Source organism: Bacteroides sp. AM16-13 (assembly GCF_003602705.1).
In the GTDB taxonomy this organism is placed as follows: Bacteria; Bacteroidota; Bacteroidia; order Bacteroidales; family Bacteroidaceae; genus Bacteroides; species Bacteroides xylanisolvens.
The window spans coordinates 151,793-175,673 of sequence record NZ_QTLK01000009.1 but is presented as its reverse complement, the minus strand read 5'-3'; the positions used below and the strand labels follow the sequence as shown (position 1 = coordinate 175,673).

Below are 23,881 nucleotides of genomic sequence, written 5' to 3'. Positions count from 1 at the left end.
AATAAATAGTATTAAAATTTTAATATTCAACGATATAACTAACTGTCTTCTAATATAAATAATTAGAGTGAGGCGTTTTAAAAGATGTTAACTGCAAATCGGAAAATGCAATGTAATCTGTATAATGTTTATAAATACAATTATCTTTGTGCGTCATTGCTGATTATTGATTAGTAGTGATTTATGTTTTTCGCAAATAAAACAAACTAAAGCATTAAAAGATTATGAAACAGAACATTGCAAAAGTATTCACTTTCTCGTTGTTGGCGTCTTCCATCAGTTTTATCAGTTGTGTTGATAATGAGAAAAATCTGTTTGATGCAGATCAACTGAAGCAAATTTACGAAGAAACTTTTCCTGTAAAAAACATCGATCTTGATGGTGATTGGACAGTGTCACGAAGTGTGATAGCGTGTGTGTCAGTTAATGGAGATCAGGGAGTAGATTATAAGATACAAATATTTGATGCCGATCCATTAAGTCCGGGAAGTACAGCAAAACTCTTAGCGGAAGGAACTGTCAATCAAAGTACGACTTTGAATGTGGTGATGGATTGTGCAACAGCGCTTGATAAGGTGTTTGTTGCACGCATAGATGAGCACAAACGCTATCTGGTTCAACCGGTAGCGATTGAAAATGGTACAGTGACAGCGCATTTAGGAGACGCACATTATATATGGATATACAGGAGCACAACGTCTCATGTTGAATACAGGGAATGCTAGTACCCCTCTTACAGATATATACACTCTTGAAGTGAACGTCAAACTTAAGAATACAATATCTGTCCCTAGTGTGACAGATGGCTTAGACTTCTTCATTGCTTATCAGGGGATAGGTCAAAAGAGAACGGAAATCCATTTGACTCATTTTAATTCGGCTACGGCGAATGGCCAATTAGCAGATAATGAAGTGCTCGAAGTAATCAAGGCAGTTAATAATACTTGGGCTCTTTGCGTTCCTGATAAATTTGTTTATCCAACAGAAACAACAGTGATAACGAATGCATATTCTAAATTTGCAGATTGGGCACACGATCAGAGCTCAACCACAGATTGGTATAAGACTGTTAGTAGTGACAAGGTGATTCAGTACTAAACTTTTCGTCATCTCTACACTTTTTACATAAAGTTTTAGAATCCCTGATTATACTGACGATTGTTTGTGTAATCAGGGATTTTGCTATCTCACATGTTTTGTTATTTTTCTCTGTTAGCAAGCAAAAACCTTTAAAATGCTGAAAATTTTGCTTGTTTTGTACAAAAGCACCGTGTTTTTATCGGAAAAGCATCGTTATATTTGTGAAAAACATAAGGATAAAGTAAGCAAAAGATGCGGATAATGTCACCAAAAGCTATGGATAGAGTAAGCAAACCATTGGGATAGTGTCGCTATGTCGTAAATATTGTTAGTATTTTCTACTTTCCTTCCATTGATTTTTCTATTTCGGTCTTTGATAATGATAAATAGAAAAGAATAAAAGGAAACTTTATTGGTATAGATAATCTCTCTTTGGTGGTAAATGTTTTGATGATGTATCAAAAAGTGTATATATCGTGCCTGATTATAGAATAACGATTTGAGCAAATTCCTCTACAGTGGCAGAAACTCTTTATTCCAATAAAAGGGAGGAAAGAAACGATTCCTGGTAGATTAAGAATTACAAAGTGTCAATGGTGACTTTTTGTAAACTATAGTTTCTATAAGATAGGTTTCATCAATTGTTAAGGCATTTTTTCTCTCTGTTACAATTATATATTTTAATGCTTTGTAACTATGAAGAGACAAAGAATAGTAGCTATGTTGAATAATAGTTGCTTGATGGCATAGCACGATAGAACTTCCGTAATGTACAAATCAAGCGATTTAAGGTTGAATAAACTTAAATCGCTTTTCTCCGCATCACTACTATCTGATCGAACCGCTTTTGTGACGGAGTGCCAACTATAATTTCCTTTGGAGGGAATCGCTTATCGAACTCATTAGCAGCTGATTTATCGACCTGATATATTTCATCTTCTATGTAACGTCCTTTAGCGTTGGCTAAAGCATTATCATATAATTCATAAACATGAAGAGCTGTGGCATACATATTATCTTCGGTGCGAATCCCTAATGTTTCAGCAGGAATGAATCTTTGCCGGAGGTAATAATCCGGATCACCGCAAAGTAAAATGGCACGAAATCCCATATCGAAAGCTCGTTCTTTGGTCAGCGCAATCATTTTTCCTCCAATACCTTTCTGTTGATATTCGGGAAGAACAGAAATAGGCCCCAGACTCAATACTTCATATTGGTTACCGTCATCTGCCATGATAAATGATTTAAGGCAGACCACATTGCCGACAATCTTGCCATTAAGTTCTGCAACAATATCGAGTTCCGGTACAAATTTGGGATGGTTACGCATGATATGGAGCAGATAATGTTCGTCACACCCCGGAGAAAAATGATTCCAAAAGGCTTCCCGTGTGACATTTTCGGTTTCATTATAATCCGAAGGTTGCTCAATTCTAAGTTTTATATCCATCTTATTTCAAATATATAGTTGCACAAATATAGAGAACAAAATTCGAATATTTACCTCTTTGAGGACGAATCTGTACATTATAGCAAGATGAGACAAAAACTCCTGCTACAAAGTTTGAATATACACTAGTATCAGGAGCTTTGTGTATTGATGCATCAAGATTGTAGAGAATTAAACCTTGTTCATATTTTGCGTGTACAGACTATCGATGATACCGTCGGACAGTCCGATGGTAGGAACAATAACATCGGCCCGGTCTGGTTTCAACTTATATTGTTTCATACTGAAAGAGAACTGTTTAAATTTTCTGCAGAAATATCAATGCGAGATGTAATCGTCATAACGATATTATTACGAACTTATTACAATGTTTATTTGTTATTTTTATATATCAGTAGAAACACTTATATTCGCAAAAGTATTGAAACAGACTCGGTTAAAAAATATAGAATTTATGAAAACAATGAATTATTCCCTTATTCGCATTCTCTTTGCACTTGTAATAGGATTGGTGCTCGTTATTTGGCCAAATGCGGCTGCCAGCTATATTGTCATTACAGTTGGTGTTGCCTTTTTGATTCCCGGTGTTATCAGCCTTTTTGGCTATTTCGGCCGGAAAAGACAGGAAGGTGAGGCGGCTCCCCGTTTCCCGATAGAAGGAATCGGCAGTTTATTATTTGGACTTTGGCTGATTGTGATGCCTGAATTCTTTGCAGATGTTCTGATGTTTCTATTGGGATTTATCCTGATAATGGGAGGAGTGCAACAGATTGCTTCTTTATCGATGGCACGTCGGTGGATGCCCGTTCCGGGAGCGTTTTACCTGGTTCCTTCATTGATTCTTATTGCGGGTATCATCGCTTTGTTTAATCCGACAGGAGCACGTAATACTGCATTTATAATTATTGGTGTGAGTAGTTTGGTTTATTCGCTTACCGAATTAATCAACTGGTTCAAGTTTACCCGTCGTCGTCCGAAGACTCCGGTGGTACATGACGATGATGATATTGAGGATGCAAAGATAATCGAATAAAAAAGAAAAAATAGTAGGTAATGTTGTTATGTCTCTGAAAAAGAGTATCTTTGTGGTATAATAAAAACAAATGTATGAAGCCTGAAAAGAAACAAAGCAAATCTTCTTCTTTCTTTCAAAAAGTATTGGAGGACAAGAAAGCGATAAGGAAATGTATACAGGAGGGTGGAGACTTGAAAAAAATAGCCAAAGAGCGTGACATCAAATTCTCAACTCCCGTATGAATTCTGTAAGGAATCAGATTGGAACTACTCATTTATAACGATAAGCGGTGTAAAATACATCGCTTATTTTGTTGATTACTCTGTATATCACCCGGATTTTGACGAAGTATATACTTTTAGTTTTGAACCGGAAGAATCAACTCCTCATCCTATTGATCCAAAGATAGCGGCAACAATTGTTACGATCTTACAAGAATTCTTTCAAAGTAAAGAAAGAGCAATGATTCTTGTATGCGATAATATTGATGGAAAAGAAAATAAAAGAAATAGATTGTTTAGTCGGTGGTATACTAATTTTAAAACCAAAGATATTCTAAAATTTGATGCTTCGGCTACTACTGAAGGGTATCAATTATATGTTTCTATCTTGTTAAGTTCTTCCCATCCTCGAAAAGAAAAGTTGATTGCGGCTTTTTATGAGTTAGTTAAAAATGAATTTTATCCTGTTGAATAAAAAAGAAGAGGACTGCTTCACAGCACCCCTCCCCGCAAACTTAAAACAACCAACAAAAGAAATAGATAATTTCATAACGGTGAACTGTGAGTGGTAAACGGTAAATGCGTTGCAATGCAATTTGTTCACCGTTTATCGTTCACCGTTCTTTTTTTCTATCTCACAAATAACAGTTCCCTGTATTTCGGAAGCGTCCACATCTGGTTGTCAACAATGAGTTCCAACTTATCGATGTGGTAGCGGATTTCTTCCAGTGCCGGAACGATCGTGTCGTGGTAGGCAATGGCCTTTTCCCGTTCGCTTTCTATCTTGTTCGCAACCTTACGAGCTTCAATCATTGCATCTACATGCTCCTTGATGAAGGCTGTGCGGTCGGCAATCTCTTCAATAAGTTCCAGGTTTTTAGCAGACAATTTCGCTGCCTTTTCTGCCGGGAAAAGAGATTGCATCTTATAGACATTATTAATTAAATCCGTTTGATATTGAGTGGCCACCGGAATGATATGGTTCATAGCCAAATCACCCAATACACGCGCCTCGATCTGAATCTTCTTCGTATACGTTTCCCATTTCACTTCGTTGCGGGCTTCCAGTTCTTTCTTTGTCATTACACCGGTAGCTTCGAACATGGCAATGGTTTCCGGTTTCAGGTAGTTATCGAAGATAACAGGAACACTGGTTTCGCAATCCAGTCCACGGCGGGCTGCTTCTTTCTTCCATTCGTCGCTGTAACCATTGCCGTCAAAATGAATCGCTTTACATTCCTTGATATATCCACGGATAATTTCGAGAATGGCAGACACTTTAGGTTCTCCTTTTTCAATCAAAGCATCCACATCTTTCTTAAACTTCACCAATTGGTCTGCTACGGCAGAGTTCAATGCAATCATGGCAGACGCACAGTTTGCCTCGGAACCTACGGCACGGAACTCAAAACGGTTTCCGGTGAAAGCAAAAGGAGAGGTACGGTTACGGTCAGTATTATCAATCAACAATTCGGGAATCTGCGGAATATCCAACTTCATTCCCTGTTTGCCGCTAAGACTAATCAAATCATCTTTCGTACTGTTTTCAATGTGATCCAATACCTGCGACAATTGCTTCCCTAGGAAAGAGGAGATGATGGCAGGAGGTGCCTCATTAGCTCCCAGACGGTGGGCGTTGGTAGCGCTGGAGATAGAAGCTTTCAACAATCCGTTATGATGATAAACTGCCATCAATGTGTTTACGACGAAAGTAACAAAACGCAGGTTATCTTCCGGAGTCTTACCCGGTCCCATTAATAAAATGCCCGTGTCAGTTCCCAGCGACCAGTTGTTGTGTTTGCCCGATCCGTTGACGCCCTTAAAAGGTTTTTCATGAAGCAGTACGCGGAAACCATGACGGCGACTAACCTTACGCATCAATGACATAATCAGCAAGTTATGGTCGTTAGCAAGGTTACACTCTTCAAAGATGGGGGCTAACTCGAACTGGTTCGGGGCAACCTCGTTGTGACGGGTCTTAACAGGAATACCCAGCTTTAACGCTTCAATTTCGAGATCCTTCATGAAAGCGGCTACGCGGGTGGGGATAGCACCGAAGTAGTGGTCCTCCAACTGCTGGTTTTTGGCACTGTCATGTCCCATCAAAGTACGACCGGTCATTAGCAAGTCCGGGCGTGCGGCATACAATCCTTCGTCTACGAGGAAGTACTCCTGTTCCCAGCCCAAGTAAGCAACTACTTTTTTCACTTCCGGGTTGAAGTAACGACATACGTCTACGGCAGCCTTATCTACGGCACGCAATGCTTTCAGCAAGGGAGCCTTATAGTCAAGAGCTTCGCCGGTATATGCGATAAACACAGTTGGGATGCAAAGCGTATCATCTACAATGAAAGCAGGTGATGAGGGGTCCCATGCGCTGTAACCACGGGCTTCGAATGTGTTACGGATACCGCCATTCGGGAAAGAAGAAGCATCCGGTTCCTGCTGTACAAGCAGTTTACCGGTAAATTCTTCCATCATACCGCCTTTGCCGTCATGTTCAACGAAAGCATCATGTTTTTCAGCTGTGCCTTCGGTCAGCGGTGCGAACCAGTGCGTATAATGAGTAACACCCATTTCAATGGCCCATTTTTTCATGCCGGCAGCTACCTCGTCGGCAATACTGCGATCTAGCGGAGCACCGTTGTCAATGGCGTCAATCAGTGCATTATATACCTTGCTGGGAAGGTATTTGAACATTTTCTCCTTGTTGAATACATACTTGGCGAAATACTCCGAAGGACGTTCGGCAGGTGTTGCTACCTCAACAGCCTTTTTCTTGAAAGCTGTCTCTACTACTCTGAATCTAAGTTTTGACATAATACCTGATTTGATTTGTTGTTAAATATGTTAGAGTAAATAATTACTTTGTTATGTGGTTCCCGGAAAGGCGATCAAACCTGTCCGGAAGTTTTTTCTGTGATTAGCGGGGTAGTGATTAGTAGTAAGTTGTGCGTAGCTGTCTTTCACTAATCACTAAACCGTTCATCACTAAATTAGTTGTAAGCAGATTCTCCGTGTTCGTAAATATCAAGACCTTCTTCTTCGATACGTGCCGGAACGCGAAGTCCGTGAATCTTATCAAGCGTTTTGAAAATGATGAATCCCATGCCTGCTGCCCATGCACCTACTACCAATGCTCCAAATATTTGTGCACCGAGGAATCCGAAACCGTAGCCATAGAATAAACCTTCACTGGTGGAGAACAAACCTGTAAGAATAGTTCCTAAAAAGCCACAAACACCATGTACAGAAGATGCACCTACCGGATCGTCTATCTTTAACACCTTGTCAATGAAGTCAACGGAGAATATCATTACGACACCACATATTGCACCTATTAAGGCTGCTCCTGCAGGAGATACTGCGTCACATCCTGCTGTGATACCTACCAGCCCTGCCAAGATACCATTCAGTGTCAATGACAGGGAAGGTTTTCCATATTTCATCCAGCTCACCAACAGAGCGAAGAAACCACCGGCACAAGCTGCCAGATTCGTTGTCAGGAATACGTGGGAGATGGCGATAGCATCGGCTTCGGTTGCTGCTGCCAATTGAGAACCGGGGTTGAACCCGAACCATCCGAACCAAAGAATGAATACGCCTAGTGCGGCAATAGTCAGGCTATGGCCTGGGATAGCTTTTGATTTGCCGTCTTTACCATATTTACCGATACGGGGACCAAGAATGGCAGCACCTACCAAAGCAATCCATCCACCTACAGAGTGAACGACCGTAGAACCGGCAAAGTCATGGAAGGTGGTTCCGAAGAGACTCATCATGAAAGAACCTTCTTCACCGTTCATCAACCAGCCTCCGCCCCATGTCCAGTGACCGGATATCGGATAAATCAGTACACTGATAAAGATGGTGTAGACGATATACATGGAGAATTTTGTGCGTTCTGCCATGGCTCCTGATACAATTGTAGCTGCTGTCGCACAAAATACGGTTTGGAATATGAGGAATCCTTCGGTTGGCAGACCATTATCAATGAAAGAAAGGTCGAAGAAATGAGGCATTCCGATGAATCCGCCTGCGCCGAACATCAATCCGAAACCGATAAACCAGTATAGTAAAGAGCCGAACATGAAGTCTACAAAGTTCTTCATCAGAATGTTGGCAGTATTTTTCACTCTGGTAAAACCTGCTTCTACTAATGCAAATCCCGGCTGCATGAAGAATACGAGCATTGCTGCAAGCAACATCCATACAGTATTCAATCCAAGAGCTAATTCACCGACCGTATCGGGAGCTGCTGATGCTTCTTCGGCAGGAGCGGTAACGACTTCGGTAATTGTTTCTGTAACTGCTGCAACTGTATCGGCAGCGGCCGTGTTTTGTGCCGACATATCAGTAGTAAAACAGCACAAAATGAATATAGTAGTGGCTATCCACAGCTTTACGAAGCTATGGCTTTTATATTTTGTATCCATAATAGTATAATCTTATTTAACGTTCTTGTTCTGCATTGTAGAGGGCTATGTCACCACGTTCGGCAGTGCGTATGCGGATAGCGTCTTCGATAGGAATGACGAAAATACGTCCGTCACCGATTTCTCCGGTCTGTGCAGCTTTGATGATAGCCTGCACTGTTTTCTCGGTATTCTTGTCGCGCACGACAATAGAGATCAAAATTCTTTCAATGGTGCTGGTGTCATATACTACGCCACGGTAGATACGTCCTTGCCGTGCTTTTCCAATACCTCTTACATCGTAATAAGAGAACCATTCGATGTCCGCTTCGAGTAGGGCGTCTTTTACGTCCTCGAATTTGGTTTTACGGATAATAGCTTCAATCTTTTTCATATACCTTAAATATTAGTGTGTCCTGTAAAAGAAAGAGGTATAGGGTAGCGGCAGCCATAGCAGGTTACCATACAACAAACCGATAAAATCTAAACTCTAACTACCTTTTCTAATCCCTATACGCTCTTTGTATTGTAAATTCTCTCTCTTAAAAACTTAGTCCGAAAGCAAAGTAGGCTCCTTCAGTGCGTGGGTTCACTGTTACTTTGGCAAATGTCGGTACGGAGAAGGAATCTGTGATTTTAATCTCCTTGGATGCTCCGAGACTGATGTCTGTTACGCAGAATCCACTGGTATAGCCATTATAAAAAGTCGTTTCCCAGGGAACCATACCTAAATCTACTGTCCAGTCGAGACCTCCCAATTTGAAAGGTGCGCTAAGTGCGAGGTAAGAAGAATAAGCTCTTTTGCCGTTTTCTTTCACACCGTCGGCACCTGCAAAGTTTGTGTACCAGTTGACGGCTAGCGGACCGAAATCATATCCCACTTGTGCTTCAAATACATGTGCTGTAGAATAGGCTCCATATTGGAAATATTTATTGGTTGTATAAATCTCCTTTCCGTATTCATCTACATCCCCTGTATATGTTTTATCAAACCAATAATCCGTTATTGAAACACTAAATCCACCAATTGAATAACCGAGAGTTAAATCAAACTCTTTTGCATCTTTGGATTCAACTCCTACTGATCCCCATGCTCCGAGTGATAAACCTTTGTAAGAGATTCCCAGTGAAGGCTGGACGCTAATTCCGCCTAAATTCTGACCGCGCCAGATGTAACCACTTACCAAATCTGCCCCAACGGAAGCTTCTACCTTATCTTGTGCCATCATTGTAGACGGGACAAGTCCTGACAGTAATAATGCTACTGTTATTACCCCCAATTTGTTGTTAATCGTCGTTTTCATCGTCTTTTTACCTTTAAAAGTTAGAAAAATGTGGATGTACGGTCCATTTGTTATATAGTAGCGCGCAAAATACTATCGTTTTTTATGGATAACTGATTGTGGATAACTGATCCTGCAGGAATGATGATGTTCGTTTAATGGGGGCATGTTGAACTTTCTATTTCCCGCTATCCATTATTCATTCAGTCAGAGCCAGTTCTTTATTCTTCTCATCGCTTCGATACAGTCGTTGCGTTCGCCGAATGCAGTTAAACGGATATACCCTTCACCGCTTGGCCCGAAACCTACACCGGGAGTACCGACCACATTGGCTTCATACAACATCTGTTCGAAGAATCGCCATGAAGAAAGTCCGTTCGGAGTTTTCACCCACAAGTAGGGAGCGTTGATGCCGCCGTATACTTTCAGTCCTGTGGTTTCCAAGCCTTCCTTCATGATTTTTGCGTTGGTCATATAATAGTCGATTGTTTTCTTAATCTGTGCCTTGCCTTCTGCACTGTAAACGGCTTCTGCTGCCCGTTGGGTAATATAAGAAGTGCCGTTAAACTTGGTACACTGGCGACGGTTCCATAATCTGTTGAGTGGTATGCGATCACCTTCCAGAGTGGCGGCAGTGAGCTCTTTCGGAACCACGGTATATCCGCAGCGTACTCCTGTAAATCCTGCCGTTTTTGAAAAACTACGGAATTCAATCGCGCACTTTTTAGCTCCCTTAATCTCATAGATAGAGTGGGGGACATTCTCGTCCTGGATATATGCCTCGTAAGCGGCATCGAACAGAATCAGTGTATCGTTTGCCAAGGCATAATCCACCCACTTTTTCAGTTCCGGTTTGGTTAAGGTGGTCCCTGTCGGGTTGTTCGGATAACAGAGATAAACGATGTCTATCCGTTTGTCCGGAATTTCCGGGATAAAGTTGTTCTCACTTGTGCAAGGCATATAAGTAACGTTGCTCCATTTACCCGTTTCTTCTTCCAATACTCCGGCGCGTCCGCACATAACGTTACTGTCTATGTAAACCGGATAAATGGGATCTGTAACACCTACGCTATTGTCGTGGCGAAGAATATCACCTATATTTCCGGTATCGCTTTTAGCCCCGTCACTGACAAAAATCTCGGATGCCGAGAAATGAATCCCGCGTGGAACGAAATCGTTCTTTATGATTGCTTCAATCAGAAAATCATATCCCTGTTCAGGACCATATCCGCGGAATGTATCTTTGCCGGCCAGTTCTTCTACCGCTTTATGCATTGCTTCTATACAGGCTGGAGGAAGTGGCTGCGTAACGTCGCCGATACCTAGCCGGATGATGTCCTGTTTGGGATGTGTTATCCTGAAAGTATTTACCTTTTTCGCTATATCCGAGAATAAATAACTTCCCGGTAATTTTAAAAAATGCTCGTTTACTAATGCCATATTGTTATTGTTTTAAGTTTCTATTACTATTCATTCTCAACTCTCCATTCTCAACTCTCAACTTCTTCAACAATTTCCCCATCGAAAACCTTGGTTGCCGGTCCGGTCATTAATATATGTCCGGAGGTTTCATCCCATTCGATGGTAACTGTCCCTCCATCCATTATCACATCGCTTTTTCTTCCTGCAAGTCCGTTGATGAAGGCGGCTACTGCTGTGGCGCAGGCACCTGTTCCGCAAGCTTGAGTAATTCCCGATCCTCTTTCCCATACTCTCATTCGTATGGTGTCTTTACCGACGATCTGTGCAAACTCTACATTCGTTCTGTCGGGAAAGAGAGGATGATTCTCCAGTTCAGGACCGATTTCCGGCAGATTAATTCGGGTAATGTCATCAACAAATGTGACGAGATGAGGATTACCCATTGATACTTTAGTAGATTGGAAAGGATATTTCTTTCCCCAATCAATCTCTCCTGTTTCTTGCGGACTGCCCATATCTACGGTGACTGTACTGACTGTTTTTCCCTCTACCTGCAATTTCAGAATTTTAATTCCCGATAGTGTATCCAAAGTTATTTCTGTTTTATCAGTCAATCCGTATTCATATACATATTTGCCTACGCAGCGGCTACCATTACCACACATCATTGCTTCCGAACCGTCGGCATTGAAAATACGCATACTGAAATCCGCTTTATCAGAGACACCAATCAATATTAGTCCATCGCTTCCGATTCCTGTATGAAACTTGCTCCATTCGATCGCTTTCTTTTCAGGGTCTGCTATCGGATATCTGGTCGTATCTACATATATGTAGTCATTTCCTGCTCCATGCATTTTAGTGAACTTAATTCTTGTTGTCATTTTGATTGGTATTTATTGGTTGTTGTATCTTTTTGTTTTATTACAATGCAAAGATATGACTTTTTGCTTTATATTTTATTGAAAAGTATGTCTAATCTCTATTAATTTTCTGTGAACTTATAATTGCCTTTCATACGGCTATGTTTAGTTATAATTTGGAATTATATATATTCATATATTAATAAACTGTTATTTGAGCGAATTGCTTTGCATATTCTTTCATAATATATGAAGAATATTTAGTCCTGATAATCCATAAAACCAGTTATAAAAACAAGAAATATATCTTTTTTCTTTTGACGATATGAAAGTGAAAATCCTTATTTTTCTATCATATTGTTCGCGGAGTGTTTTGAAGAACCTTTTTCTGTATTCATTGTTTTAGCACTATCATTAATATAAAAACGTAGCGATATGAATATAGAGAAACAATTAGAAACAGCAGTTAAAACCAACCATTTGGTGTTGGTGGTGTTCTATGCTGATTGGTCCCCTCATTATGAGTGGATAGGGCCTGTGCTTCGAACTTACGAAAAGAGAACTGTGGAATTGATTAGAGTGAATGCAGAAGAGAATAGAGCAATTGCTGATGCGCATAATGTGGAAACAGTACCGGCTTTCCTTCTATTGCATAAGAGTCATGAACTTTGGAGGCAGGTAGGAGAGCTTACGGTAGAAGAATTAAAAGAGGTATTGGATGATTTTCAATGAATTGTCTGTAATCTTTTATTGGTATTCATAAAAAGGACTCTTTTCTTTTTTCGTTAAAAGATTGATATTTCTAAAGTGTTGGTATTAAGAGTATTATAGAAGAGCATTTTTTCATTTAAAGAAACGGGTGTTTCCTTTTAAAGGAAACACCCGTTTGACACCGAGAAACAATCTGTTTCTTTTAAAGGAAGATTCCGTTTCCTTAAAGCCAGATATTAAATTCTTTAATATGTGAATATTTTTTCTTATTGAAGCTTTTTAAGTTCTTCTTGTAAGATGACCGGTTCGTTAGTGGTGATGAAATCTACCTTTTGTTCGATCAGCCATTTCATATCTTCTACTTCGTCTACTGTCCATACGTTGACTTTCAAGCCGAGGTCGTGAGCTTCTTTGATCCATTCGGGGTGTTTCTTGATCACTCCCATGTGATAGTCCAGACCGGCAGCACCCAGTTCTTTCAGCTCTTTGGGAGACAATTCTCCGTTAAGGTAATATACCGGAGTACCGGCAGGAGCCAGACGGATAAACTCTTTCATGGCATGTAGAGAGAACGTGATATATTCCATACGGTTTTCCAGTCCCATTTTCTTTACCATGGCAACAATTCCTTGCACCGCTTTAGTCTCACGTTTCTTGTTGTTATGTGCTTTCAGTTCGAGAATCAATTGGGTTTTACAGTTTTTTCCGGTTTCCAGATACTGTTCCAGGCTGGGTAAGTTTTCTCCGTTGGATAATTTAAGTCCGGTCAGCGCATCACCTTTGGAATATTCCATCGGCCTCATCTTATATACAGGATCATGGTTAACCACTAACTTGTTGTCCTTCGCGATCCATACGTCAAATTCTGAACCGTAACAACCGATGGAATCTGCTTTTAGAAGTGATGAAATACTGTTCTGCGATGATCCCGGAGTTTTCCAGAAACCGCGGTGAGCTATCACTTTTGTCTGTGCCTGCATACAACAAGCAGCCATTAGAAGGGCAGAAGCCATCATCATTTTTTTTAAATTCATTTGTTTGATCTTTTAAAAGTTTGATAGATTTAATTGGGTTTGGCCTCAAAATTATAAAAAAGAAAACGCAAATCAGCCGATAATATGCTAATCTGCGTTAATCCTTGGGATTTTAGAATAGAAATGCTACAAAAGAATAACAGAATTTGCTGTTTCCGTTATTTTTTATCAGTTAAGTATAGGCCTCTTCATGTATTCCTTTCACTGCACGTCCGCTAGGTTCATTCAGATTCCTGAAAGCGATATCCCATGCCAGTGCTTCTGCTGTGGAGCAGGCTACACTCGGAACACTGGGGACGGTGCGTGCTGCGCTTTCACTGGGGAAATGCTCTTCGAAAATGCTACGATAGTAGTACTCTTCTTTGTTTTGTGGCGTATTGATCGGGAAACGTTCGGCAGCATGTTCCATTTGCTCATCGCTCACGGCAACTGCTGTGATTTCTCTCAATGTGTCAATCCATGAATATCCTACACCGTCACTGAACTGCTCTTTCTGTCTCCAAGTCACACTTTCCGGTAACATATCGGCAAAGGCTTCGCGAACAATTCGTTTCTCGATGTTTTTTCCGGGGCACATTTTAGCTTTCGGGTTCAGGTTCATTGCCACGTCGAGAAATTCTTTATCAAGGAAAGGGACGCGTCCTTCTACTCCCCATGCTGACAAACTTTTATTGGCACGGAGACAATCGTACATGTGCAACTTTGAAAGTTTACGTACTGTTTCTTCGTGAAATGCCTGTGGAGTGGGGGCCTTATGGAAGTACAGATACCCCCCGAAAACTTCATCAGCACCTTCACCGCTCAACACCATTTTGATTCCCATTGATTTAATGACACGCGCCAATAAATACATGGGAGTGGAAGCGCGTACGGTAGTTACATCATACGTCTCGATGAAATAAATTACGTCGCGAACAGCATCCAGACCTTCCTGAACGGTGTAGTTGATCTCATGATGGACGGTACCGATATATTCGGCCACCTCACGCGCTTTAATCAAATCGGGGGCACCCTTTAGACCGATGGCGAAAGAGTGGAGTTGAGGCCACCATGCATCGCTTGCACCGTCTGTTTCTATACGTTTTGCAGCATATTTTTTGGCAATAGCAGAGATAACAGAACTATCCAACCCGCCCGAAAGCAACACTCCATACGGTACGTCACTCATTAACTGGCGGTGCACAGCCTCTTCCAATGCCACTTTCACATCCTCGGTTTGTGCATCATTCTCTTTGACGGTTTCATATTCTGTCCAGTCGCGCGAATACCAACGTTTCATTTTTCCCTCTTTACTATAGAAATAATGTCCGGGAAGGAATACTTCATATTCGTCACAAAATCCTTCGAGAGCTTTCAACTCGCTGCCGAAGTAGATTTTTCCCTCTTTATCTTTTCCTATATATAAAGGAATAACCCCTATCGGATCGCGGGCAATCAAAAATTCATCCTTTTCCTCATCATAAAGCACGAAAGCGAAGATACCGCTGATATCTTCCAAAAAATGGATGCCTTTATCTTTGTAAAGGGCAAGAATTACCTCACAGTCACTTCCGGTTTGAAAGTTATATTTTCCCGCATATTTAGCACGAATATCACGGTGATTGTAAATCTCACCGTTGACGGCGAGCACCTGTTTACGATCGGGAGAGTATAACGGTTGTCCGCCACTCTGCGGGTCGACAATGGAAAGACGTTCGTGTGCCAGGATGGCACTTCCGCCTACATAGATTCCGCTCCAGTCCGGTCCGCGATGACGGATCTTCTGGGCCATTTTCAGTGCTTTATCTCTTAGTTCTTTCGTTTGAACTTTGATGTTGAGTATACCTGCTATTCCACACATAACTTTAATTTTTAGAGGGGGTAATGTAATCTGTTGATTGTTTATTCGCTATTTCTAAGAAGCTGATTAGCTATTCTTAATTCGTTCCATAATTGTTATCGTTTAGTTCCACAACTGTTTCCCTTTAGTTCCATATCTGTTATCCTTTAGTTCCACAGATATGGAACGAACCGATAATAGCAATCGAGCTTCTTGTTGTACACTGTTGCAAAACTTATTGTATTAGATAAGCATCTATTTCCGCAGCAGCCTTTCGTCCTCCCGCCATGGCGCGTACCACCAGGCTGGCGCCAGTCTCGGCATCACCGGCAAGGAATACATTCTTTGCAAATTTCGGTTGCTCCGGTTTCAGGAATCCCATTGCCAATAATACCATATCAGCTTCGATGACTTCCTTCTTCCCTGTTGGTTTCATCGTGGGACGTCCGCCATCTGCTGCCGGAATCCATTCCACTTCTTCCACTTCTACACCTGTCACTTTTCCATTCTTTCCGAGGAACTGATTGGAAGCCAGGCACCAGCGGCGTGTACAACCTTCTTCATGGCTGGAAGTCGTTTTGAAGACTGCCGGCCATTGTGGCCAAGGAGTAGCCGGATTGTAGCCGACAGGAGGTTTCGGCATGATTTCGATTTGAGTGACGCTGACGGCTCCCTGTCTCACACTGGTTCCGATGCAGTCGGAACCGGTATCTCCGCCACCTATCACAAGTACTTTTTTGCCTTTGGCATTCACCAATTTATCTTTCGGGAAAGTCTGTCCTGCCAGAATCCTGTTCTGCTGTGCCAGCATTTCAAGTGCGAAATGGATGCCTTTCAGTTCACGTCCCGGAATACTCAAATCACGTGCAGTCGGCGTTCCGGTACAGATGCAGTAAGCGTCGAATCCTTCCGGCAAATGATTGATGTCTATTTCTACTCCCATCTCAAACAGTATTCCTTCTGCAGCCAATATCTTCATCCGTCGGTCAATTACATTCTTATCCAGTTTGAAATTAGGAATACCGAACCGTAATAACCCTCCGGGCGCTTCATCCTTATCGAATAAAGTAACGCTATATCCTTTTAAATTCAGCTGATTAGCCACTACCAATCCGGCAGGGCCCGCACCAATCACCGCCACTTTCTTTCCGTTTCTTCTCGGCGTCTTTACCTGTATATATCCTTCACGAAAAGCCGCTTCCACGATAGCTGCTTCATTTTCGCGAATAGTCACCGGCTGATCGCAGGAAAGTTTCAACACACACGATTTCTCGCAAAGGGCAGGACAAATACGTCCCGTAAATTCCGGAAAATCGCAAGTAGACGACAATACTTCGTATGCCTCCTTCCATTTTCCCCTGTATAATGCATCCTGCCATTCCGGTTGTTTATTTCCTATCGGGCATGCCCAATGACAGAAAGGTACGCCGCAATCCATACAGCGTGACGCCTGCAATTTACGGCTGTTTGTATTCAAAGTCTGTTCTACTTGACTATAGTCAGCGATTCGCTCGTTTACAGGGCGGTATCCCGCCTCTTGTCGAGGTATATTTAGAAATGCTTTAGGATCTCCCATCTTGTTATTTACTATTTGACGATTTACTATTTACTATTTCCAGACTATCTTGTCATTTGCTATTTGACTATTTACCGACTATACATTCAAATAGTAAATTGTAAATAGTCAAATTGTAAATCTAATAGTCTCTTTGCATGTCTGCAATTTTTTGTTGTAATTTTCTCATCTGTTCCTCCTGCAATACTTTTTTGTATTCGATGGGTACTACTTGGATGAACTGTTCTGCATAATGATTCCAGTTGTCAAGCATGGTACGGGCTAGTTTTGAGCCTGTGTACAGATAATGTTGGCGGATTAGTTCGTGTAGCTCCTTCCGGTAGCTGGCTTCTTCGATGAGTGACAGTTCCACCATTTCCATGTTGCAGAAATAATCGAAGTTGCCATCCTTGTTCCATACATAAGCCACACCGCCACTCATACCGGCTGCAAAGTTACGTCCGGTTTGTCCGAGGACTACCACACGACCTCCCGTCATGTATTCGCAACAATGGTCGCCCACACCTTCCACTACGGCAACTGCACCGGAGTTACGAACTGCGAAACGTTCTCCTACACGACCGTTGATATATACTTCACCGCTTGTTGCTCCATAAAGCAAGGTATTACCGGCAATTGTATTCTTTTCGGCTTCGAAGTTGCTGCGGATAGGAGGCAATACGGAGATGCGTCCGCCGCTCAATCCTTTACCCAGATAATCGTTTGCTTCACCTTCCAGTTTAAAGTTAACTCCTGGTACGAGGAAAGCCCCGAAAGACTGACCTGCCGATCCTTTGAACTTCACATTCAGCGTATGTTCCGGCAATCCTTTGGCACCGTATTTCTTGGCAATCACTCCGGAGAGCATCGCACCTATTGCACGGTCTGTATTGGCAATCGTATATTCTAAAGAAATCTCTTTTTCATGTTCAATAGCTTCCTGTGCCGCATCAATGAGGGTTACATCCTTTACAGTAGAAACACCGTGGTCTTGATCGATGACATGGCGGATAGCCGCGTTGTTATCAATGCGTGCCAGCAATTTGGTGAAGTCGATTAACGCATGTTTCGGATTCGGGTCATTGGCAACGGATTTGCGTTCGATCAAGTCTGTGCGCCCGATAATATCATCCATCCTGGTGAATCCCATTTCGGCCAAATGCTCGCGGACCTCCTGCGCCAGGAATGTGAAGAAATTTACCAAATATTCACTACGCCCATGAAAGCGTTTACGTAATTCCTCATTCTGTGTGGCAACTCCCACCGGACAAGTATTCTGATGGCATTTGCGCATCATTACACACCCTAATACAATCAATGCCGAGGTGGCGAAGCCATATTCTTCGGCACCCATTAGCGCCATTAAGATGATGTCACGTCCGGTTTTCAGTTGTCCGTCGGCTTGCAGAGCTACTTGACCACGAAGTCCGTTCAAAACCAATGTTTGTTGTGTCTCGCTCAATCCCAATTCCGGTGAGATGCCCGCATAACGGATAGAAGAAGCTGGAGAAGCACCTGTTCCCCCTTCAGCACCGGAGATGACAATCAGGTCCGCCTTTGCTTTTGCCACCCCGGCGGCAATTGTACCGACGCCGCTTTCTGCTACCAGTTTCACACTGATTTTGGCCTGTGGATTTACATTTTTCAGATCGAAGATTAATTGTGCCAAATCCTCAATCGAATAAATATCATGATGAGGTGGGGGAGAAATCAGTGAAATTCCCGGAATGGAATGGCGTGTTTTTGCAATCACATCATTCACTTTAAATCCCGGAAGTTGTCCGCCTTCACCCGGCTTTGCCCCCTGTGCTATCTTAATCTGAATCTCGTCCGCATTAACCAAATATTCTGCCGTTACACCGAAACGTCCGGAAGCTACCTGCTTGATTGCACTTCGTAAGGAACTGCCATCGGGCAGTGGTTGGAAACGGGCAGCGTCCTCACCACCTTCACCGGTATTACTGCGTCCGTGAATTTTATTCATGGCAATAGCCATTGCCTCATGAGCCTCTTTGCTGATAGAACCAAAAGACATGGCCCCCGTGACGAAACGATGCAGAATGTTTTCCACCGGTTCTACCTGATCGATCGAAATCGGATCACGACGGAATCCCAAGAAGTCACGAAGGAAAATAGGCTTCTCTTTTTCGTCTACCAAATGAGTATATTCTTTAAACTTTTTATAACTCCCCATCCGTGTAGCCAATTGCAGTGTACTGATTGTTTCCGGATTCCATGCATGCTCTTCTCCGTCTTTACGGAAAGCATACAAACCGGTAAGAAGTTGAGAATGGAGAGTTGAGAGTTGAGAGTTGCCATGCGGAGCCTCACTCTCCACTCTCAACTCTTCACTCTCAACTTCTCCCACTCCTTCCTTGTGGAAAGCAATGGCATCTCTGGCTATTTCTTCCAGGCGAATACCTCCGATGGGCGAACCGAGTCCACCGAAATAGGCCTTACTCAATTCTTCGCTCAAACCGACAGCTTCGAAGATTTTTGCGCCACGATAAGAGCGGATGGTAGAGATCCCCATTTTGCTCATGATTTTAAACAAGCCTTTGCAGATGGATTTGATATAATTCTTTTCAGCAGTGGCATAATCCAACTGAATATCCCTGTCTTTAACCAAGCGGTCGAGAACGGCGAATGCCATGTAAGGATTCAGGGCACTTGCTCCGAACCCCAGTAATAACGCAGCGTGCATCACCTCACGTATTTCACCGCTTTCTACAATCAATGCTGTTTGTACACGTTTGCCGACTGAAATCAGATGGTGATGAACGGCGCTTACCGCCAGCAATGAAGGAATAGCGGCATGGGTAATATCCACGTCACGGTCGGTCAGGACAATGTAGTTTACGCCTTCCGTCACAGATTCTTCCGCCATTTTACAGAGGCTGTTCAGTGCCTCCTGCAATCCGGCTTTCCCTTTCTCCGCTTCAAATAACATGGGCAGTTTGACTGTTTTGAAACCTTTATAGCGGATATTACAAAGAATATCCAGTTGTGTGTTGCTCAAAATCGGATGATTGAGGCGGACCATTTTGCAATGACTCTCACTGGGTGTCAGGATATTCATGCCGACTGCCCCGATGTATTCTGTCAATGACATTACCAGTTCTTCGCGGAGCGGGTCGATGGGAGGATTGGTCACTTGTGCAAATTGCTGCCGGAAATAGTTGTAAAGCAATTGCGGCTTATCCGAAAGTACAGCTAACGGAGTATCATTACCCATTGAATGGATCGGTTCTGCTCCGGTGCTTGCCATCGGCATAATCAGTTTTTCGATATCCTCTTTGGAGTAGCCGAAAGTGCGAAGCATACAGTCGTAGTTTTCTACATGATGAGGTACTTTGCGTCCGCTCTTCAGTTCATCCAGTTCGATTCGGTTCGTAGACAACCAGGTGCGGTAAGGTTTGGCTTCAGCCAACTGTTTTTTCAGTTCGCCATCATAATAAATTTCACCTTTTTCTGTATCTACCAGCAAAATCTTACCGGGCTGTAAGCGACCTTTTTCTTTGATGTCTCCCGGTTCGAAATCCATCACACCGACTTCCGAAGCCACTACCATCATATCGTTTTTAGTAATCAGATAACGGGCAGGGCGCAGACCGTTGCGGTCGAGCATACCTCCGGCAAATCGTCCGTCACTGAAGAGAAGTGCAGCCGGTCCGTCCCACGGTTCCATCAGGATAGAGTGGTATTCGTAGAATGATTTCAGATCCTCGCTGATGGGATTCTTTTCGTTGAAAGATTCCGGCACGAGCATAGCCATGGCGTGTGGCAGGCTCAATCCCGACATCACCAGGAACTCCAGTACATTATCCAGGGAAGCACTGTCGCTCATGCCCGGTTGTATAATCGGGCGAAGTTCTTTTATGTCACCCAAGGTAGGAGTGGAGAGTACGCTTTCGCGGGCTTCCATCCATCCGCGGTTACCACGGATCGTGTTGATTTCACCGTTGTGTGCCAGAAGGCGGAATGGTTGTGCCAATCCCCATGTAGGGAATGTGTTGGTACTGAAACGGGAGTGCACCAGTGCCAGTCCGCTGGTAAAATAGCTATTCGTCAGGTCCGGATAGTAGTTGCGCAGTTGCAACGACGAAAGCATACCTTTATATATAATGTTTTTTGTAGAAAGCGAAACAACATAAAAATCGTCCTTTGTCGGAATGGATGACAGTCTGACCTTATTCTCGATTCTTTTCCGGATCAGATATAACTTCCGGTCGGCCGTTTCCGTTTCTGTAAATCCGGTGATAAACACCTGCTTGATGTCAGGTTCGTTTGCCAAGGCAGATTCTCCTAGAATTTCAGGGCAGGTGGGCACATTGCGCAGATGCATCAATGTGAGTCCTTCTTTTTCAATTTCTTCAATAATGATACTTAAAATGGCTGCCTGGTCTTTCTCATTTTTCGGCAAAAATAGCAATCCTGTGCCGTACCGTCCTTTTTCGGGTACAGGAATACCTTGCAATAAAATAAACTCATGCGGAATTTGCAGCATGATACCTGCACCGTCGCCGGTTTTGTTATCCGCACCTTCGGCGCCACGGTGGCGCATGTTCTCTAATACCTTTAAAGCCGACTCAACAATGTCGTGTGACTTTTCTCCATGAATGTTTACCAGCATACCAACACCGCAGGCATCGTGTTCGTATGCCGCATTGTACAAGCCCATCTGTTTGGGCTGTCGTTGGTAAGGGGATCCTTCTGTTACGTTGTTAAAAAGTTCTTGTTTCTTCATTCTTACTAGCTTTATTGTATGATAATACCTAATTGAAGTGTCAATTTGTTCGGCAAAGTTAGTGGTTTAATTTCAAAATGACAGTAAAATACAAGTTTTCTGTAACGCGAAATTAAAAGAAGAGCCTGTCTTCTTCTAATTTGTAATTAAAAGAAGGATATTTACTTTTAATTTGTTAGCTCTTTTAGGTTAATGGTGAGTTAATTGTAATTTGTTTCTTTTTGAGCTAAAAATAATATATTATTTAACTTTTTGATGTGTTTACAACTTTTTTATGCGTTTCTGTCAAATAAATATGCTTTTTGTTGTCTTTATGTTATTTGTAATGTGTATATTTGCAGTCGAAATAAAAATATCATAATATGTGTGGAATAGTAGGCTATATTGGTAAACGAAAAGCCTACCCTATCCTTATAAAAGGGCTGAAGCGACTGGAGTATCGTGGATATGATAGCGCGGGGGTAGCAATCATCAGTGATGACCGACAGTTAAATGTGTATAAGACGAAAGGAAAAGTCTCCGATCTTGAAAATTTCGTCACACAAAAAGATATTTCCGGTACAATCGGAATTGCCCATACTCGTTGGGCTACTCACGGGGAACCTTGTTCCGCTAACGCCCACCCTCATTACTCTTCTTCCGAAAAGCTCGCTCTCATTCATAACGGTATTATTGAAAACTACGCCGTTCTCAAAGAAAAACTTCAAGCCAAAGGCTATATTTTTAAAAGTAGTACAGATACCGAAGTCCTTGTTCAATTAATAGAATACATGAAAGTCACTAATCAAGTCAGTTTGCTGACAGCCGTTCAATTGGCGTTGGGAGAAGTGATTGGTGCCTATGCGATTGCGATTCTTGATAAAGAGCATCCCGATGAGATTATTGCTGCCCGTAAGAGCAGCCCGCTGGTAGTGGGGATTGGAGCGGACGAGTTCTTCCTTGCTTCGGATGCCACTCCGATTGTAGAATATACAGATAAGGTGGTTTATCTGGAAGACGGAGAAATTGCTGTTCTCCATCTGGGAAAAGAATTGAAGGTGGTCAACTTGAGTAATGTTGAAATGACACCTGAAATTAAAAAGGTAGAGCTTAATCTCGGCCAGCTGGAAAAGGGGGGATATCCGCATTTTATGTTGAAAGAGATTTTCGAACAGCCCGATTGTATTCATGATTGTATGCGCGGACGTATCAATGTGGAAGCAGACAATGTGGTACTTTCCGCTGTGATCGATCATCGGGAAAAGCTACTGAATGCCAAGCGGTTTATTATCGTTGCCTGCGGAACTTCCTGGCATGCCGGACTGATTGGTAAGCATCTGATTGAAAGTTTCTGCCGCATACCGGTGGAAGTGGAGTATGCTTCCGAATTCCGTTACCGTGATCCGGTAATTGACGGGCAGGATGTAGTGATAGCAATCTCCCAAAGCGGTGAGACTGCGGATACTTTGGCTGCTGTGGAATTGGCAAAAAGCCGCGGAGCATTTATATATGGTATTTGTAATGCTATCGGGTCTTCTATTCCCCGTGCTACTCACACCGGTTCGTATATCCACGTAGGTCCGGAAATCGGAGTCGCTTCCACCAAAGCGTTTACCGGACAGGTCACTGTGTTGGCAATGCTGGCATTGACGCTTGCCAAAGCGAAAGGAACAATTGACGAACGGCATTATCTTTCAATAGTACAGGAATTAAATCATATTCCGGAGAAGATGAAAGAGGTGCTGAAACTGAATGATACCCTGGCGGAATTATCGAAAACTTTCACGTATGCGCATAACTTTATTTACCTGGGACGCGGATATAGTTATCCTGTTGCCTTGGAAGGTGCATTGAAATTGAAAGAAATATCGTATATTCACGCCGAAGGTTATCCGGCTGCCGAGATGAAGCACGGGCCGATTGCCTTGATTGACGCGGAAATGCCGGTAGTGGTGATTGCTACGCAGAATGGACTGTACGAAAAAGTGCTAAGTAATATTCAGGAGATCAAGGCGAGGAAGGGAAAAGTGATTGCATTCGTTACGAAGGGAGATACGGTTATCAGCAAGATTGCCGATTGTAGTATCGAACTTCCTGAAACAATAGAGTGTCTCGATCCGTTAATTACTACGGTACCTCTCCAACTTCTTGCTTATCACATTGCGGTATGTAAGGGGATGGATGTAGACCAGCCGAGAAATCTGGCGAAGTCGGTAACGGTGGAGTAATGTGATTTACAATTAGACAATTTACTATTTACTATTTACGATTGAAGAATCAATGATAG

Annotated in this window: 17 protein-coding genes and 2 pseudogenes; 7 read left to right on the top strand and 12 right to left on the bottom strand. The window is 42.5% G+C overall.

Annotated elements, in window-relative coordinates:
- Positions 1 to 224 precede the first annotated feature (224 nt).
- Both DW173_RS24480 and DW173_RS24475 read left to right on the top strand, forming a co-directional pair.
- Complete coding sequence (locus DW173_RS24480; protein WP_032851507.1) at positions 225 to 725, top strand: hypothetical protein; 501 nt, start codon at positions 225 to 227, stop codon at positions 723 to 725.
- Positions 661 to 1,098: pseudogene (locus tag DW173_RS24475) on the top strand (LruC domain-containing protein); the annotation flags it as partial. The gene DW173_RS24480 and the pseudogene DW173_RS24475, both read left to right, overlap by 65 nt.
- A gap of 784 nt (positions 1,099 to 1,882) precedes the next feature.
- On the opposite strand, the gene DW173_RS09935 reads toward DW173_RS24475, so the two are convergent.
- Positions 1,883 to 2,530: a GNAT family N-acetyltransferase gene (locus DW173_RS09935; RefSeq protein ID WP_032811781.1), complete on the bottom strand. Its 648-nt coding sequence runs from the start codon at positions 2,528 to 2,530 to the stop codon at positions 1,883 to 1,885.
- Between the two features lie 171 nt (positions 2,531 to 2,701).
- Positions 2,702 to 2,812, bottom strand: a pseudogene (locus DW173_RS24400) (Ppx/GppA family phosphatase); the annotation flags it as partial.
- 172 nt (positions 2,813 to 2,984) lie between these two features.
- Here DW173_RS24400 and DW173_RS09930 point away from each other — a divergent pair.
- From DW173_RS09930 to DW173_RS09925, 3 genes are all read left to right on the top strand, one after another.
- Entirely contained in the window at positions 2,985 to 3,563 is a 579-nt protein-coding gene (locus DW173_RS09930) for an HdeD family acid-resistance protein (protein ID WP_004315724.1), read from the top strand.
- Positions 3,564 to 3,637: 74 nt separating this feature from the next.
- Positions 3,638 to 3,787 (top strand): hypothetical protein, encoded by a 150-nt coding sequence (locus DW173_RS23960; protein WP_008022861.1) that lies wholly within the window; start codon positions 3,638 to 3,640, stop codon positions 3,785 to 3,787.
- Positions 3,759 to 4,241, top strand: a complete 483-nt coding sequence (locus DW173_RS09925) for a DUF6169 family protein (protein ID WP_074705252.1) — start codon at positions 3,759 to 3,761, stop codon at positions 4,239 to 4,241. The genes DW173_RS23960 and DW173_RS09925 overlap by 29 nt, the downstream gene beginning before the upstream one ends.
- A 155-nt stretch (positions 4,242 to 4,396) precedes the next feature.
- Here DW173_RS09925 and DW173_RS09920 read toward each other — a convergent pair whose 3' ends face one another.
- From DW173_RS09920 to dapF, 6 genes are all read right to left on the bottom strand, one after another.
- On the bottom strand, positions 4,397 to 6,586 hold the full coding sequence (locus DW173_RS09920; RefSeq protein ID WP_009040499.1) for a glutamine synthetase III: 2,190 nt from the start codon (positions 6,584 to 6,586) through the stop codon (positions 4,397 to 4,399).
- A gap of 176 nt (positions 6,587 to 6,762) precedes the next feature.
- Positions 6,763 to 8,202, bottom strand: a complete 1,440-nt coding sequence (locus DW173_RS09915; RefSeq protein WP_055234777.1) for an ammonium transporter — start codon at positions 8,200 to 8,202, stop codon at positions 6,763 to 6,765.
- Positions 8,203 to 8,218: 16 nt separating this feature from the next.
- Positions 8,219 to 8,575, bottom strand: a complete 357-nt coding sequence (locus DW173_RS09910; RefSeq protein WP_004303701.1) for a P-II family nitrogen regulator — start codon at positions 8,573 to 8,575, stop codon at positions 8,219 to 8,221.
- A gap of 148 nt (positions 8,576 to 8,723) precedes the next feature.
- Positions 8,724 to 9,485, bottom strand: a complete 762-nt coding sequence (locus DW173_RS09905; protein ID WP_120144378.1) for a hypothetical protein — start codon at positions 9,483 to 9,485, stop codon at positions 8,724 to 8,726.
- Between the two features lie 186 nt (positions 9,486 to 9,671).
- Positions 9,672 to 10,904 carry an LL-diaminopimelate aminotransferase gene (locus DW173_RS09900; protein WP_120144377.1) on the bottom strand — a complete coding sequence of 411 codons (1,233 nt, stop codon included), beginning with the start codon at positions 10,902 to 10,904 and terminating at the stop codon, positions 9,672 to 9,674.
- Positions 10,905 to 10,954: 50 nt separating this feature from the next.
- Positions 10,955 to 11,770, bottom strand: a complete 816-nt coding sequence (dapF, locus tag DW173_RS09895; RefSeq protein ID WP_074910638.1) for a diaminopimelate epimerase — start codon at positions 11,768 to 11,770, stop codon at positions 10,955 to 10,957.
- A 414-nt stretch (positions 11,771 to 12,184) separates the two neighbouring features.
- On the opposite strand from dapF, the gene DW173_RS09890 reads away from it, so the two are divergent.
- The gene (locus DW173_RS09890) at positions 12,185 to 12,481 is read left to right on the top strand and encodes a thioredoxin family protein (protein WP_015530958.1); all 297 of its coding nucleotides are present in this window, start codon (positions 12,185 to 12,187) and stop codon (positions 12,479 to 12,481) included.
- 245 nt (positions 12,482 to 12,726) lie between these two features.
- Here the strand turns inward: DW173_RS09890 and DW173_RS09885 are convergent, their stop codons facing one another.
- The 4 genes from DW173_RS09885 to gltB form a co-directional block, all read right to left on the bottom strand.
- The gene (locus tag DW173_RS09885) at positions 12,727 to 13,494 is read right to left on the bottom strand and encodes a glycerophosphodiester phosphodiesterase family protein (RefSeq protein WP_167509152.1); all 768 of its coding nucleotides are present in this window, start codon (positions 13,492 to 13,494) and stop codon (positions 12,727 to 12,729) included.
- Positions 13,495 to 13,666: 172 nt separating this feature from the next.
- Positions 13,667 to 15,334: an asparagine synthase B gene (asnB, locus tag DW173_RS09880; RefSeq protein WP_120144376.1), complete on the bottom strand. Its 1,668-nt coding sequence runs from the start codon at positions 15,332 to 15,334 to the stop codon at positions 13,667 to 13,669.
- Between the two features lie 214 nt (positions 15,335 to 15,548).
- Positions 15,549 to 16,889, bottom strand: coding sequence for a glutamate synthase subunit beta (locus DW173_RS09875; RefSeq protein WP_049702578.1), 1,341 nt, complete (start codon positions 16,887 to 16,889; stop codon positions 15,549 to 15,551).
- A gap of 121 nt (positions 16,890 to 17,010) precedes the next feature.
- On the bottom strand, positions 17,011 to 21,615 hold the full coding sequence (gene gltB / locus DW173_RS09870; RefSeq protein ID WP_120144375.1) for a glutamate synthase large subunit: 4,605 nt from the start codon (positions 21,613 to 21,615) through the stop codon (positions 17,011 to 17,013).
- Between the two features lie 362 nt (positions 21,616 to 21,977).
- Between gltB and glmS the strand changes: the two genes are divergently transcribed.
- On the top strand, positions 21,978 to 23,822 hold the full coding sequence (gene glmS, locus DW173_RS09865) for a glutamine--fructose-6-phosphate transaminase (isomerizing) (protein WP_004315736.1): 1,845 nt from the start codon (positions 21,978 to 21,980) through the stop codon (positions 23,820 to 23,822).
- The last annotated feature ends 59 nt before the right edge of the window (positions 23,823 to 23,881 follow it).